Here is a 15952-nt window from a genome sequence, read left to right as displayed (position 1 = left end):
TTTAATATTTGCTCAGATCACCATAATCCGGCTCTCGTGTAACCTGGCGAATCACCAGCAGTGTGCCGATCATCAGCACGATAGAAACCGGCATACAGATAAATGGATTTCTCACAAATCCGGCGATTACATAAGATACGCATGAAACAATCGCTGCTGTAATCGCATACGGAAGCTGTGTCGTTACATGATTGACATGATTACACTGGCCACCCGCCGACGCCATGATCGTCGTATCGGAAATCGGTGAGCAGTGGTCTCCGCATACAGCTCCAGCCATACATGCTGAAATAGAGATGATCATCATCTGCTCATTCGTTCCCGAAAATACAGCTACAACAATCGGAATCAGGATTCCGAAAGTTCCCCATGAAGTTCCGGTTGCAAATGCAAGGAAACATCCTACCAGGAAGATAATTGCAGGCAGTAGACTTACCAGTCCTCCGGCTGCTTTTTGCATTCCATTTGCAACAAATTCAGCTGCCCCAAGGCTGTCTGTCATTGCCTTTAAAGTCCATGCAAATGTCAGGATCAGGATAGCCGGAACCATCGCCTTAAATCCTTCCGGTACACAGGACATGGAATCGCTGAAAGATAATACTCTTCGCACTGCATAAAAGATAACTGTAATAATAAATGCGAAGAAACTTCCAAGCATCAGTCCAACCGATGCATCACTTCCCGAAAATGCTTTCACAAACCCGGTTCCACTGAAAAACCCACCGGTATAGATCATTCCGATAATACAACATACGATCAATACAAGAATCGGAAGAACAAGGTCGATTACGTTTCCCTTTCCTTCTTCCATCTCATTTTCTGCTGTTGCATATGGTCTGTCTTCTGTCGTATACAGATCGCCTTTTACTGCATTTTTCTCATGCAGTTTCATCGGGCCGTAATCAAACTTCAGGACTACGATTGCTACCATCATTACAACTGTCAGGATCGCATAGAAATTATAAGGAATTGCACGGATAAAGATTGAAAATCCGTCTTCTCCTTTTACAAATCCGGTTACTGCCGCTGCCCATGAAGAAATCGGTGCAATGATACAAACCGGCGCTGCAGTTGCATCGATCAGATAAGACAGCTTTGCTCTGGATACATTATGCTGATCCGTTACGGGTCTCATAACACTTCCGACTGTCAGACAGTTAAAATAATCATCAATGAAGATCAGTATTCCAAGTAAAATTGTTGTAAGCTGTGCACCTACTCTTGTTTTAATGTGTTTACTTGCCCAACGTCCGAACGCTGCTGATCCTCCGGCTTTGTTCATCATACATACCATAATTCCAAGTACAACTAAAAATACTAAAATACCAACGTTATAGCTGTCAGACAGCACTCCTACGATACCATCCTGGAATACATGGGTGATTGTCTTCTCAAACCGGAACCCTGACCAAAAAACACCTCCGATTAAAATACCAACAAACAGGGAACTGTACACTTCCTTTGTAATTAATGCAAGCACGATTGCCACCACCGGTGGAATTAACGAATATATCGACGCATACATATCCGGTACATATTTTGCTTTTCCATCTGAAGCAAATACTGTCAGTGAACTTCCTAAAACAGATAAAGTCAACAGCATGGTTGTCATCCAGACTTTTTTTCTTGCTCTCATCTTTTTTCCTCTCTTTTCTTCCTTTTATTTGCCAAAAAAATACCATGAACAACACATCTTTTCTGCGCGTTCATGGCATAATCGTCAATTCTCAAATATAAATTCTCTTCTTCGACTCTCATACTGTGATAGCGCTCCACATTCCTGTGACAGTACGCAACATCTTCTGTCTGCGTCCCAGAAATCAGATCCGGAATATCTGACTCCTTCGGCAAATCCCCCTTTCTGAAAGAACAGTCTTCCAAACTATCGTTCTTCCTTACTGATGAAATCCGCACCTCTATCAAGTTCTGTTATTCACATTCTCTATTTTTACATTTTTCTTCGCTGATGTCAACAACTATTATTTTTTTATCAGTGATCGTCAAAATCTGCCATGCAAGAATGGCAGATTTTCCTCGTCGCTATAACATGCAAAAATGTGGCAGCCATAAATGACTGCCACATTCTTATATGCTTTATGATTTTCTTGTCAAATCTTATTCTTCTCCGTACAGAGTGATCAGTTTCTTCAGATAATCATATCTTTCCATAGCCTCAGCCTCGTTCTTAGCGAACAGTCTTGCAGCCTTCTCCGGATTAGCTCTCTTCAGGGCATTGTAACGAACTTCTCCGTCAAGGAATGCCTGATAATCTTCTTCCTTAGGCTCTTTGCTGTCCAGAGTGAACTTATTGCCTTCTGCTGCAGGATTGAATCTGAAGTTGTTCCAGTATCCACATTCTACTGCCAACTGTTCCTCTGTCTGAGCTTTGCTCATACCTTTCTTGATACCATGGTTGATACATGGAGCGTATGCAATGATCAGTGATGGTCCCGGATAAGCCTCAGCCTCTGAAATTGCTTTAACAGTCTGGTTGAAGTCTCCACCCATAGCAATCTGTGCAACGTATACATATCCGTAGCTCATTGCCATGCTTGCAAGGTCTTTCTTCTTAGTTTCTTTTCCGCCTGCTGCGAACTGAGCTGTAGCACCAGTCTTAGTAGCTTTAGAAGACTGTCCACCTGTATTAGAGTAAACTTCTGTATCGAATACCATGACGTTGATGTCTTCACCACTTGCTAACACGTGGTCAACTCCACCGAATCCGATATCGTAAGCCCATCCGTCACCACCGAAGATCCACTGGGATTTCTTAGCAAGGAAGTCTTTGTTTTTAACAATATCTTTGCATGTATCACAGTCACATCCGTCTAATGCTGCAACTAATTTGTCTGTAGCATCTCCGTTTGTAACTCCGCAGTTAAATGTATCCAGGTATTCCTGGCAAGCAGCTTTTGCTGCCTCTGAAGCCTTGTCGCTTGCAGCTACAGCTTCTACTTCTTCTTTCAGTCTCTTTCTGATTGCTTTCTGAGCAAGCAACATACCATATCCAAACTCTGCGTTGTCTTCGAACAGTGAGTTAGACCAAGCCGGTCCCTGTCCTTTCTCGTTGATTGTATATGGTGTAGACGGTGAAGAGTTACCCCAGATAGAAGAACATCCTGTTGCGTTAGCGATGTACATTCTGTCACCGAATAACTGAGTGATCAATTTTGCATAAGGAGTTTCTCCACATCCTGCACAAGCTCCTGAGAACTCAAGCAGTGGCTGTTTGAACTGGCTTCCCTTAACAGTGTTAGCTTTGAATTTAGCTACAACTTCTGGTTTTACTTCGATCTCACGTCCGAAGTCAAATACATCCTGTTCTTTAGCATTCTCTTCCATGTTTGCCATAACAAGAGCTTTCTCACCCTTCTTACCTGGGCAAACGTTTACACAAGATCCACATCCTGTACAGTCATAAGCTGATACAGTCATTGTGAATTTCATTCCAGGCATACCAATCATATCAATTGCTTTTGTTCCTTCCGGAGCCTTTGCAAGTTCATCCTCTGTAAGAGCTACCGGACGGATAACTGCATGCGGACAAACGTATGCACAACGGTTACACTGGATACAGTTCTCTGACTGCCATACCGGGATATCTACTGCGATACCACGTTTCTCATATGCTGCACTACCTGACGGTGTAGAACCATCTGCATAATCTGTAAATGTAGATACCGGCAGGTTATTACCCTCCTGTGCATTTACTTTAGACTGAACATTCTTAACAAATGCTACAACGTCGTCTTTTCCACCTTTAACTTCCGGTGTGAATAATCCTTCGTCTTCACAAGATTTCCAAGATTCCGGAACTTCAATCTCAACAACCTGTTTTGCACCGGCATCGATTGCATCGTAATTCATCTGTACAATCTTGTCACCTTTTCTTCCGTACGTAGCTTTTGCTGCTTTCTTCATCAGATCGATTGCTTCTTCTTCCGGAATGATAGATGCCAGTTTGAAGAATGCTGACTGAAGGACTGTATTGATACGTCCGCCAAGTCCGATCTCTTTACCAATCTTGATACCATCAATTGTGTAGAATTTGATATTATGGTCAGCAATGAATGCTTTTACCTGTCCCGGTAAATGTTTCTCAAGACCTTCCATATCCCATGAACAGTTCAGAAGGAATGTTCCTCCGTCAACTAATTCCTGAACCATGTTGTATTTATTAACATAAGATGGGTTGTGACATGCTACAAAGTTTGCCTTGTGGATCAGGTAAGTAGATTTGATTGGCTTCTTACCGAAACGCAAGTGAGACATTGTAACACCGCCAGACTTTTTAGAGTCATAATCGAAGTAAGCCTGTGCATACATATCTGTATTGTCACCGATAATCTTAATAGAGTTCTTGTTAGCTCCTACGGTACCGTCAGCTCCAAGTCCCCAGAACTTACAGTTGATTGTTCCTTCTGGTGTTGTAACCAGTGGTGCACCAACTTCAAGAGAAAGATTTGTAACATCATCGTTGATACCGATTGTAAATCTGTCTTTGTCTGCGTTCTCAAATACTGCAACGATCTGTGCAGGTGTTGTATCTTTAGATCCTAATCCGTAACGTCCTCCGTTAACCGGAATTGCATCGAATTTAGATCCTTTTAATGCAGAAACAACATCGAGGTATAATGGCTCTCCCTGTGCTCCTGGCTCTTTTGTTCTGTCAAGTACATTGATGTATTTAACAGTATCCGGAATTGCATCGATGAGTGCCTGTGCGCAGAATGGTCTGTACAGACGTACTTTAACAACTCCGACTTTCTCGCCTGCTGCTGTTAAGTAATCGATTGTCTCTTCAATTGTATCACATACAGAACCCATAGCGATGATAACTTTCTCAGCATCAGCAGCTCCGTAGTAGTTAAACAGTTTGTAATCTGTTCCGATCTTAGCATTAACTTTATCCATGTACTCCTGAACGATTGCCGGCATAGCATCATAATATGGGTTACATGCTTCTCTTGCCTGGAAGAAAATATCCGGGTTCTGAGCAGAACCTCTCTGGCATGGATGATTTGGATTCAGTGCATGATTTCTGAACTCATCGATTGCATCCATATCTACCAGATCTTTCAGATCTTCGTAATCCCATGTCTCAATTTTCTGGATCTCGTGAGAAGTACGGAATCCATCAAAGAAGTTGATGAATGGAAGTTTTCCTTTTAATGCTGCACAGTGTGCAACTGGTGTTAAGTCCATTACTTCCTGTACACTGGATTCGCAAAGCATTGCAGCACCAGTCTGACGACAGGCGTAAACATCTGAGTGATCTCCGAAAATGTTCAGTGCATGACTAGCAAGTGCACGAGCAGATACGTTAAATACACCCGGAAGCTGTTCTCCAGCTACTTTATATAAGTTAGGAATCATCAACAATAATCCCTGAGATGCTGTAAATGTTGTTGTTAAAGCTCCAGCGGAAAGAGATCCGTGTACAGCTCCTGCAGCACCTGCCTCTGACTGCATCTCTGTTACCTGAACAGTCTGTCCAAATATGTTCTTTCTTCCTTCTGTTGCCCATTCATCTACATGTTCTGGCATAACAGATGATGGTGTGATAGGGTAAATTGCAGCAACTTCTGTATATGCATATGATGCATGAGCTGCAGCCTGGTTACCATCCATGGTCTTCATTTTTCTTGCCATTTTTGTTGTTCCTCCTTAAATTTTGTACATATCACTGTATTTTGACGTGTATATTTATTATAGTCCGATTATATTTAAAAGTCTAGTAATTCTCTCTGTTATTTTGTTCCTTTTCCTGTACAACCTGTTCATTTTCCATTCTTTTTTGCCGGATATGCCAGAATATAATCAGTGATGCCGAAACAATTACAAGCGCTCCTGCAAGTACCTGCGATACCGGAATCGATGTGCCCGGAAACAGTAACTGATCTGTTCTGAGTCCCTCGATCCATACGCGTCCCAGCCCATATCCGAACAGATAGACTAAGAATACCTCTCCATTAAACTTTTTGTGTCTGCGGTATAACAGCATGATGAACAGCACCATCAGACACCAGAGTGATTCATACAGAAATGTCGGGTGCACCTGAATGTATGACGTTCCATTTTTGTACTGCATATGTCTGCGCATTAAATCAGTAATATCCGACGGGCGTACTGCATCCGTCGGAAGTTTCATTGCGAATAAGCCATTCGTATATTCTCCGAATGCTTCCCGGTTGAAGAAATTACCCCAGCGTCCGATCATCTGTCCTGCCACCAGTCCCAGGCTGGCAGTATCGAACAGCACCGCCGCCGATAATTTCTTAACTTTTGCAAATACAACAACTGTAATCACAGCTGCAATCACACCACCGTAAATCGCCAGACCGCCTTCCCGGATATTCAAGATGCTTTTCAGATCATTTTTGTACATATTCCAGGAAAATACCACATAATATGCGCGCGCACCAATAATCGCAAATACGACTGCATAAAGTGTCAGATCAAAATAGGTCTCCGAATTCTGTTTCGTCCGTTTCGCTTCGGCTGCTGCGATCAGGATTCCTGCCAGAATCCCCAGACCAATAATTATTCCATAAAAAGCAATATCAAAACCGCCTATAGAAATGTGATTGCCCACATTTTTCAAGTGGATACCAAGATTGGGAAAATCAATGGTTTTATGCATGTTCTGTTTTCTTCCCTTCTTAACTTTTCCTTTTATTATTTCTCTTAAACGTTAAATCTGAACAGCATGATGTCTCCATCCTGGACAACGTAATCTTTTCCTTCCAGGCGGATCAGTCCTTTTTCTTTTGCTGCTGTATGGCTTCCACATTCCATCAGATCATCGTAAGATACAACCTCTGCACGGATAAATCCTCGTTCAAAGTCTGTGTGGATTTTACCTGCTGCCTGCGGTGCTTTTGTTCCTTTTGTAATCGTCCATGCACGGACTTCCGGCTCGCCGGCTGTCAGATAGCTGATCAGTCCGAGCAGTTTGTAGCTGGCTTTGATCAGTTTTTCCAGTCCGGATTCTGTTAATCCGAGATCTTCTAAGAACATCTTCTTCTCATCATCATCCAGCTCTGCAATCTCCTGTTCAATCTGTGCACATACAACAAATACTTCACTTTGCTCTTTTGCTGCGTATTCTCTTACTTCCTGCACGCCCTTGTTATTTGCTCCGTCATCTGCCAGATCATCTTCTGCAACATTTGCTGCATAAATAACCGGTTTGTATGTCAGAAGATTGTAGCTCTTTAACCACTCTTCCTCTTCTTCATCTTCTGCTCCGTCAAATGTCTTCGCAAGACGGTTATCTTCCAGATGTGCTTTGATCTTCTCTAACAGCGCAAGTTCTTTTGCTGCTGTCTTGTCATTTCTTGCAACTTTTGTAGTCTTTGCAATTCTACGCTCCAGGATCTCCAGATCAGAAAAAATCAGTTCCAAATTGATCGTCTCGATATCCCGCAGTGGATCTACACTTCCGTCTACATGTACAATATTGCTATCCTCAAAACATCTGACAACATGTACGATTGCATCTACTTCACGGATATTTGCAAGGAACTGGTTGCCAAGTCCCTCTCCTTTGGATGCTCCCTTAACAAGACCCGCAATATCAACAAATTCGATTGCCGCCGGAATGATCTTCTTTGTATGATACATCTCTCCCAGAACGTTCAGTCTCTCATCCGGCACGGTAACGACGCCGACGTTCGGATCAATCGTGCAGAACGGATAGTTTGCGGACTCTGCTCCTGCTTTTGTTAATGAGTTAAATAATGTACTTTTTCCTACATTTGGAAGTCCTACGATTCCCAGTTTCATAATTTTATATTCTCCTTTTTTATCCTTTGGTTTCAGGATTTTTATTAATCTTTTTCTGCTATCTCATGTTCTTTCAAAATAAAAAGAAACCCTAATATAGCAATTTATAGATTATCACACCAGGGTTTCAAATTCAATGTAAATCCGCTATTTTCCCAGTAATTGTTAATGAAATCACGCATAAAATTTTATTTCCTTTCTCCCTTTAGCAGCCTTTTTCTTACTGCGAATATCTCTGGGCATACTCTTTATTTGTTCCATAACCTTTCTGGCTTCATCGTCCAACTGGGTAGCAGACATTTTCGATATCTCTTTTTGCAATTTTAGCATTTAAGGGATATCATGCTTTGTATCCTAGTATCCCTTCTCTGACACTTTTCTATATTTAGGATACGATTTTATATCCCTTTTCCACAATTTATTATTTAAGGGATATCATACTCTGCGTTCTGATATCCCTTCTCTAACTATTTATTATAATTGAGATATGATGTTGTATCTCTTTCCGCAATTATATATTAAAAAAGATACTTCAACTTAATTTCTGGTATCCCTTCCCGGCAATTATACCACAAGGGGATACAAAAGCTCATCTTGCCATATACCTTTCCCGACAGTTCCTGCCATAGGGATATAAAAACACATCTTACAATATCCCTACTCGGTAATTCCTGCCATAATAGATACAGCACCCAAGATTTACTTAACATCTTAATCTTGTCCTTTATCCTTGGTCTCCATCAAGATCACGATTCCGTTCATAAAGCTAATCTTCACTTCATCTTCGATCCACTGATTGCTCACACACAGACTGTCATATGGACTCAGTATATGATCGGTGAGCGGATACTTGGCGCCCTCGATATTGAAATGATATACTTCCGCGCCAAGTGGAAATACTGAAAAGAACGGACCATACGCCTCATCTTTTTTAATCACAGTATCTCCGTCGATCAGCCGGATACGATTCTGCGGATCTAGGATCTGCGCCTCCACACCTGCCTGAAATGGAATTGCAAGCGACTGTATATTTGCCCAGAGATGATCAATCCTGCCGCCAGTTGCACCAAGAATAATCATCTCTTTGCACCCCAGTGTCATTGCGAGACGAATTGCGATTTCTGTATCTGAAGCATCCTTCACCGGATTAAATTCACGGATTGGAACATCTGTCTCGTCACGGTAATATGTGGCAATCGTCTGATCCACACTGTCAAAATCCCCTACGATATAGCTCGGCATGATCTGATGATGGTATAAAAATTCCATTCCCCGATCCACACCGATCACACATCCTGCTTCCTCCCTTAAAACAGAAAGTGTAAACTCCTCGTTCAGCTCTCCCCCGCTGACGATAACGATTTTCTTATTCATAATCCTTTAAAATCTCCATAAATTTCTTTGTATTTTCACCCGGATCTCCGCCAAATACAGCTGAACCCGCTACGATAATATTTGCTCCGGCATCCAGCACTTCACGGACATTTGTAAGATAAATACCGCCATCTACCTGAATATCCACCTGAAGTCCCTGTTCATTGATCATGGCACGGATCTTGCGGATCTTATCCAGCGATTCCGGAATGAACTTCTGACCTCCGAATCCCGGATGCACGCTCATTACCAGTAACATATCCACTTTCGGAAGAAGATGTTCGATTGCTTCTGCCGGTGTTTCCGGGCAGATGGATAAGCCGACTTTCATGTTGCAGTCACGAATCTTCTGAATCGTTGCTTCCACATCCTCACATGCTTCCAGATGAATCGTTACGATATCTGCTCCTGATTTTTCAAATTCTTCGATATAGCGGATTGGTTCTTTCACCATCAAATGCGCATCCATCACCTGTCCTGTCACATCATGAATGGATTTTAAAACCGGCATTCCAAAAGAGATACTTGGCACAAACATTCCATCCATTACATCAAAATGAATATATTTTGCCCCATTGTCTTCTGTCAGTTTCATCTGTTCCCCCAGGTTCTTAAAATCTGCCGCCAAAATGGACGGTGCTAAAATGTACTCCATGTCTAATACCTCCTCTTATTCTTCAGTTCCTCATACATTTCTTTATAATCTTCATAACGGACTTCGTGGATCTTCCCGGATTCTACCGCTTCTTTTATTGCACAGCCCGGTTCGTGTATATGATCGCATCCATTATATTTGCATCCACCTTCATAAGGTTCAAATTCCGGAAAATAATATTTCAGTTCTTCTTTTTCAAAATCATTCACATACAGAGAACTAAATCCGGGGGTATCCATAATATAGGATTCCTCATCTATCGGGAACAACTCAGAATGTCTTGTTGTATGTTTTCCACGTTCGATCTTTCGGCTGATGCCTCCGGTCTCCATATTCGCTTCCGGCTGCAAAATATTAATGATCGAAGATTTACCGACTCCTGATGGTCCGGCAATCACTGTTGTCTTTCCCTGTAGCAGTTTACGGATCTCTTCGATATTCTTCTCCTCTTTTGCACTTGCAAAAACACACGGATAACCGCAGTCACGATAAATGCTTTCAATCTCGGCAATCTGTTCTTCGCAGGCAATATCTTCTTTGTTAAAGCACAGAACAACCGGTACACCTTTGCTTTCCATCATTACGAGAAAACGGTCCAGCAGATTATAGTGCGGACTCGGTTTACACACTGCAAATACGACCAGTGCCTGGTCGATATTAGCAACTGCCGGACGTATCAGTTCATTCTGACGTGGCAGGATCCGAATGATATTTCCCAGTTTTTCTTCTTTATCCAGAACTTCCAGTTCAACATTATCACCAACCAGCGGTTTAATCTTGTCTTTTCTGAAAATTCCTTTCGCTTTACATTCATAAACACCGGATTCTACTACGTGAACGTAGTAGAATCCGGCAATTCCTTTTACAATCTTTCCATTCATATTTTCTGCAATCTGTCCTTATCTGCTAGTTATCGCCCTGTTTTCCGTCATTGTTTCCACTGTTGCTTTCCGGTTTTGGTCCAAGGCTTAAGACATAGCGGATGGTTGATCCTTTGGATACTTTTCCGTAAGAAGGAGTCATGGAAATAATCGTTCCTTCTTCATAATTACTACTGTACTCGCTCCGCTGTTTGCTTGCATTCAGTCCATTCTCAGAAGCCCAACTTAACAGTTCTTCTTCATCACTGCCACTGAAATTCTGGACAGTGATCTTATCCTCCGGTTTCTTTCCTTTGCTGACAACAATATTTACTGTTGATCCGGCATTTACTTTGTTACCACTGTACGGAGACTGAGACACAACGTAGCCTTTTTCTGTCTCATCACTGTACTGGTAAGTAACCGTCCCAACTTTCAGTCCTGCTGACTTGATCGCAGACTGTGCTTCCGAATCTGTCTTGCCTACAAGACTTGGCACAGAAATCTTCTCAGAGCCTTTGCTGACTTTCATTACCACTTCCTGATCTGCGGTTACACTTGTTCCTGCTACCGGATCTGTTCCGATAACTTCGCCCTCATCATACTGGCTGCTATATACAAACTGGGAAGATCCAACTGTAAGACCTTTTTCTTCCAGTGTGCGCTGCGCTTCGGATTCATCCATACCGGATACATCCGGTATCTGGATCGTATCTTCTATCTTCTTTGAAGATACAACAATATCAATTCTTGTATTCTTCGCTACTTTTGTTCCGGCTTCTGTCTTCTGCTCGCAGACTTTACCTTTTTCATATTTATCAGATTCTTCATATGTGACATGACATCCAAGTCCTTTTTTGTTCAGCGCTGCTTTTGCATCTTCTTCTGTCATTCCAACAACATTCGGAACTTTTACTTTGCTGTCTGTCTCTTCTGCTGTAACTCCGGAATTAAATCCTTTGAAGATACCGGTAGCTTTGCCGATTGCAAAGACAACAACGAACAGAATAATGATCACGACAACAACCATAAGAATCTTCATAAGCTTACGCATACCTGGATTTACATCTTCGCCGCCTTTTTTCTTGCGGGACTTTTTCCGGTCATATACATCATCGTCATAATCATCGTCTCCGTAACCTTTGCTGCCATAGCCTTTGTCGTCATAATCATCATCGTAGTCTTCATCATCATAATCATCGCCATAGCCTTTGTTGTCATCGTAATCCTCGTCGTCATAATCATCATCATAACCACTACGGATATCGTCCAGTTCTTCATCCGTGATGATTACGGTGTCGGCATTGCCAAGCGGCGGGATCACTACGAAATCTCCATCCGGATCTACCAGTGAACGTTTCAGATCCTGAATCAGCTGTGTTGTATTCGGATAACGGCGTTCTCCGTTTTTCTGTGTACATTTTAAAATAATCTGTTCCAGACTGTACGGAATATCCGGAACCAGTTCTGACGGCGGTGTGATTTCCTGCTGCAGGTGTTTCATTGCAACAGATACGGTCGAATCTCCGTCAAACGGTACCTGACCGGTTGCCATCTCATACAGCGTAATACCAATCGAATAAATATCACTCTTCGCATCACTGAATCCGCCTCTTGCCTGCTCCGGTGATGTATAATGTACTGAGCCCATTGCGTTCGTACTGATCGTATTCGATGTAGTAGCTTTTGCAATTCCGAAATCTGTTACTTTAACTTTGCCGTCTCTGGAAATAATTACATTCTGCGGTTTGATATCGCGGTGAATGATATTTGCCGCATGTGCTGCACCGATACCAGTGCACATCTGTATTGCGATGCTGATAATCTCTTTGTGAGATAATCTGCCCTTTCTTTCAATATACTCTTTCAGCGTGATTCCTTCGACCAGTTCCATAACCATATAATACAGTCCCCGGTCCTCGCCTACATCATAGACATTTACAACGTTCGGGTTCAGAAGTCCCGCTGCGGACTGCGCTTCTGTCCGGAATTTACGGACGAAATTCTCATCTTCCCGATATTCTTTCTTCAATACTTTGATCGCAACATAGCGATTCAGCATCGTATCTTTCCCCTTATATACATCCGCCATTCCACCGGCGCCAATCTTGCTCAGCACCTCATAACGGTTACCCAGAAATATTCCGTCTTTTACCATACGCTCACCTCATCTGCAAGTGGCTCTGCCATAACCACCCCTATATTATCTCTCCCGCCATTACTGTTCGCTTTCTCTATCAGCATATGAACTGCCTCAACAATATCTCTGGCTCCCTTAACGATGTCAAACATGTCCTCATCTTCTACCATGTTGCTGAGTCCGTCTGTACACATCAGAATGATGTCTCCCTTTCTCAGACGATATTCATAAATATCTGCTTCTACATCTTCTTTCACACCGATCGCCCTTGTGATAATATTCTTATCCGGGTGATTCTTGGCTTCTTCTGCTTTGATTCCTCCAAGTCTTACCATCTCTTCTACAAGAGAGTGGTCTTTGGAAATCTGTTTGATCTTATCATTGATCAGATACAGACGACTGTCTCCTACATTTGAAAAATATAATGTATTACCGATAACAGTAGCAACAACCAGTGTTGTACCCATTCCTTCCAATTTCACATCCGACTGCGCTGCTTTAATAAGCTCATGATTGGCAGTTATTACTATCTCCTTAAGGATCTCTTCCGGCTTCTTAAGCACTGTCTTCTCCAGTTCTTCATGGAGTACTTTTACTGTATATTTAGACGCAAAATCACCGGCTTTATGGCCTCCCATTCCATCTGCGACTACCAGAAGATTCGGGAACGGTCCCACCGGTTTATCTGTTACATATACAAAGTCCTGATTGACTTCTCTTTTTCTACCCACATCGGTCATTGCATATATTTTCATCTAGTTCTCCTTTTTCGCGGTTTTATAACGTCGTCTTAACTGTCCGCAGGCTCCGTCAATATCTGAGCCTCTTTCTCTTCTAATAGTAACATTTATTCCGTTTTTTTCAAGTTTATTTTTGAAATCACGGGCATTTTTGCCATCCGGTTTCTTAAAATCACGTTCCCGGATTGGATTAACCGGAATCAAATTCAGATGACAGTTCCGGTTTTTTAACATCGCTGCCAACTCCTTCACATCCTCGTCCTGATCGTTGACATCCTTTACAAGACTGTATTCAAATGTAACTCTTCGTCCTGTTTTTTCAAAATAAACGTCACAGGCTTTCAGCACGTCCGTCAGTTCATATTTATTCGCAACCGGCATCAGTTTCTTACGCTTCTCCTGATTAGAACCATGCAGAGAAAGTGCAAGTGTGATCTGCAGTCCTTCTTCGGCAAGCCGCAACATATTCGGGATGATTCCGCAGGTTGATGCCGTAATATTTCTCTGACTGATATGAAGCCCGTGTTCATCACTGATCATATGTACAAACCGTACAAAATTATCATAGTTATCTAACGGTTCGCCACTTCCCATGACTACGATATTCGATACCCGCTCCCCGGTGATCTTCTGTATCGCATAAATCTGTCGTAACATCTCTGATGCTGTAAGATTCCGTTCCAGTCCATCTATTGTCGATGCACAGAAACGACAGCCCATACGGCAGCCTGCCTGCGATGAAATACAGACTGAATTGCCATAGTTGTATTTCATCAGAACACTTTCGATCATATTTCCGTCATCCAGTTCAAACAGAAATTTCTCTGTCGGATCCATTTTGGAAATTTGTCTTTTTACAACCGAAACCTGACGGATCTCATATTCTTCATCCAACTTTTCTCTGAGATTCTTTGGAAGATTGGTCATCTCTTCAAAAGAATCCACCAGTTTTTCGTGCAGCCAGGAATAAATCTGTTTCCCGCGGAAAGACTTTGTACCGATCCGGTTCATTTCCTCTGTTAATTCTTCATAATTATAAGATGCTATATCTTTTTTACTCATGGTTCTCCCTCTGGAACATAGCTATATAAAAGCCGTCTCCAATGTCAATTCCCGGAAGTATCTGCTTCTCTTTTTGCAAATGAAATTCCGGATGTTCTTTTTGAAACCAGGCTGTATTATCTTCATTTTCAGCTTTATGAATGGTACACGTACTGTAAAGAAGCTTTCCACCCGGTTTCACATATTCACATACTACTTTTAAAATCTCTCTTTGTAATTTAACCAGCTCTTCCTGCATCTTTGGTGTCATCTTATAACGAAGATCCGGTTTACGGCCAAGAATACCAAGTCCGGAGCAAGGAAGATCCGCAATTACAATATCCGCATTTCCCACGGATTCCGGATCCTTTACCGTCGCATCCTGCACTCTGGCGCAAATGTTCGTAAGACCGCTCCGCTCTATATTTTCCTGCAACAGTTCTACTTTGTATTCCGTCAGATCTCTTGCTTCCACCATGCCCGTTCCATCCAGTTTTTCTGCAAGATGAATGGATTTGCCACCGGGCGCGGCACACACGTCGATGATCACGTCTCCGGCTTTTGGATCTGCCCATTCTGCTACCTGCATGGAGCTTATATCCTGCACATAGAATTCGCCATTCCGGAAAGTCTGTAATTTCTCCAGGTAATCATATCCGGAAATATAAAACACATCCTTCATCTGTGTTTCCGGTTCTACGATAACGCCTTCTGTCTCCAGACGCTTCACAAACTCTGTTGTGTCACCAGCTTTCGGGCTCTTGCGGATAGTTGTCTTTTTATTTTCCAGAAATGCCTTTCCCATCGTCTCTACTGTATCTGCATCGTATACTGCAAGCCACTGTTTTACAAGCCACTCCGGCAGCGAATATACAATCGACAGATAAGCTACCATATCTGTCTTATCCGGTAGCTGTATGTCTTCCCTGTTCCGGCTTATCGTCCTTAAGACGCCATTGACGAAACCTTTCAGATTCACAAATCCTCTTTTCGCTGCAACTTTCACTGCTTCATTGCATACTGCACGATCCGGTACACTATCCATATATCGCATCTGGTAAACACTACTTCGTAGGATCGTACGGATCACCGGTTTCATTTTATTTACTTTTACTTTGGAAAACCGGTTCAGTATTGCATCAATCTCAACCATATGCTCCAGTGTTCCGTTGACGACTCTTGTAATAAAAGCCCTTTCTTTTTTATCCAGATACTGGTACTGATCCAGTACATTTTTTAAGGCAATGTGACTGTACTGCCCGTCTCTTGTGATCATAAGCAGTGTCTCAAGTATGAGTTCACGGCTGCTTACTGATGATGCCATACCTGTCCTCCTACATATCTTGTCCTATAC

Annotated in this window: 11 protein-coding genes and 1 riboswitch; all 11 genes read right to left on the bottom strand. The window is 42.3% G+C overall.

The window, feature by feature from the left end:
• Position 1 precedes the first annotated feature (1 nt).
• The 11 genes from H8S07_RS07000 to rsmB all read right to left on the bottom strand — a co-directional run bounded on the left by H8S07_RS07000 (position 2) and on the right by rsmB (position 15922).
• Complete coding sequence (locus tag H8S07_RS07000) at positions 2-1636, bottom strand: Na+/H+ antiporter NhaC family protein (RefSeq protein ID WP_186855737.1); 1635 nt, start codon at positions 1634-1636, stop codon at positions 2-4.
• Positions 1637-1757: 121 nt separating this feature from the next.
• Positions 1758-1927, bottom strand: a riboswitch (Lysine riboswitch).
• Positions 1928-2115: 188 nt separating this feature from the next.
• Positions 2116-5652, bottom strand: coding sequence for a pyruvate:ferredoxin (flavodoxin) oxidoreductase (gene nifJ, locus H8S07_RS06990; RefSeq protein ID WP_021859912.1), 3537 nt, complete (start codon positions 5650-5652; stop codon positions 2116-2118).
• 82 nt (positions 5653-5734) lie between these two features.
• On the bottom strand, positions 5735-6643 hold the full coding sequence (gene lgt, locus H8S07_RS06985) for a prolipoprotein diacylglyceryl transferase (RefSeq protein WP_021859911.1): 909 nt from the start codon (positions 6641-6643) through the stop codon (positions 5735-5737).
• A gap of 44 nt (positions 6644-6687) precedes the next feature.
• A complete protein-coding gene (ychF, locus tag H8S07_RS06980; protein WP_021859910.1) occupies positions 6688-7788 on the bottom strand; it encodes a redox-regulated ATPase YchF in 1101 nt (366 codons plus the stop codon).
• A gap of 711 nt (positions 7789-8499) precedes the next feature.
• Positions 8500-9162: a thiamine diphosphokinase gene (locus H8S07_RS06975; RefSeq protein WP_118520229.1), complete on the bottom strand. Its 663-nt coding sequence runs from the start codon at positions 9160-9162 to the stop codon at positions 8500-8502.
• Positions 9155-9817, bottom strand: coding sequence for a ribulose-phosphate 3-epimerase (gene rpe, locus H8S07_RS06970; RefSeq protein ID WP_021859622.1), 663 nt, complete (start codon positions 9815-9817; stop codon positions 9155-9157). Before rpe ends, H8S07_RS06975 begins: the two co-directional genes overlap by 8 nt.
• Before the next feature lie 2 nt (positions 9818-9819).
• Complete coding sequence (gene rsgA, locus H8S07_RS06965) at positions 9820-10698, bottom strand: ribosome small subunit-dependent GTPase A (protein WP_021859621.1); 879 nt, start codon at positions 10696-10698, stop codon at positions 9820-9822.
• Between the two features lie 25 nt (positions 10699-10723).
• Positions 10724-12835 (bottom strand): Stk1 family PASTA domain-containing Ser/Thr kinase, encoded by a 2112-nt coding sequence (gene pknB, locus H8S07_RS06960; RefSeq protein ID WP_186855736.1) that lies wholly within the window; start codon positions 12833-12835, stop codon positions 10724-10726.
• Positions 12829-13572, bottom strand: coding sequence for a Stp1/IreP family PP2C-type Ser/Thr phosphatase (locus H8S07_RS06955; protein ID WP_021859619.1), 744 nt, complete (start codon positions 13570-13572; stop codon positions 12829-12831). The genes pknB and H8S07_RS06955 overlap by 7 nt, the downstream gene beginning before the upstream one ends.
• Positions 13573-14619: a 23S rRNA (adenine(2503)-C(2))-methyltransferase RlmN gene (gene rlmN / locus H8S07_RS06950; RefSeq protein ID WP_021859618.1), complete on the bottom strand. Its 1047-nt coding sequence runs from the start codon at positions 14617-14619 to the stop codon at positions 13573-13575.
• Entirely contained in the window at positions 14612-15922 is a 1311-nt protein-coding gene (rsmB, locus tag H8S07_RS06945; RefSeq protein WP_118661099.1) for a 16S rRNA (cytosine(967)-C(5))-methyltransferase RsmB, read from the bottom strand. The genes rlmN and rsmB overlap by 8 nt, the downstream gene beginning before the upstream one ends.
• Positions 15923-15952 lie beyond the last annotated feature (30 nt).

Source organism: Dorea hominis (genome assembly GCF_014287705.1).
In the GTDB taxonomy this organism is placed as follows: Bacteria; Bacillota; Clostridia; order Lachnospirales; family Lachnospiraceae; genus Dorea_D; species Dorea_D hominis.
This window is presented reverse-complemented; position numbering and strand designations above follow the sequence as displayed.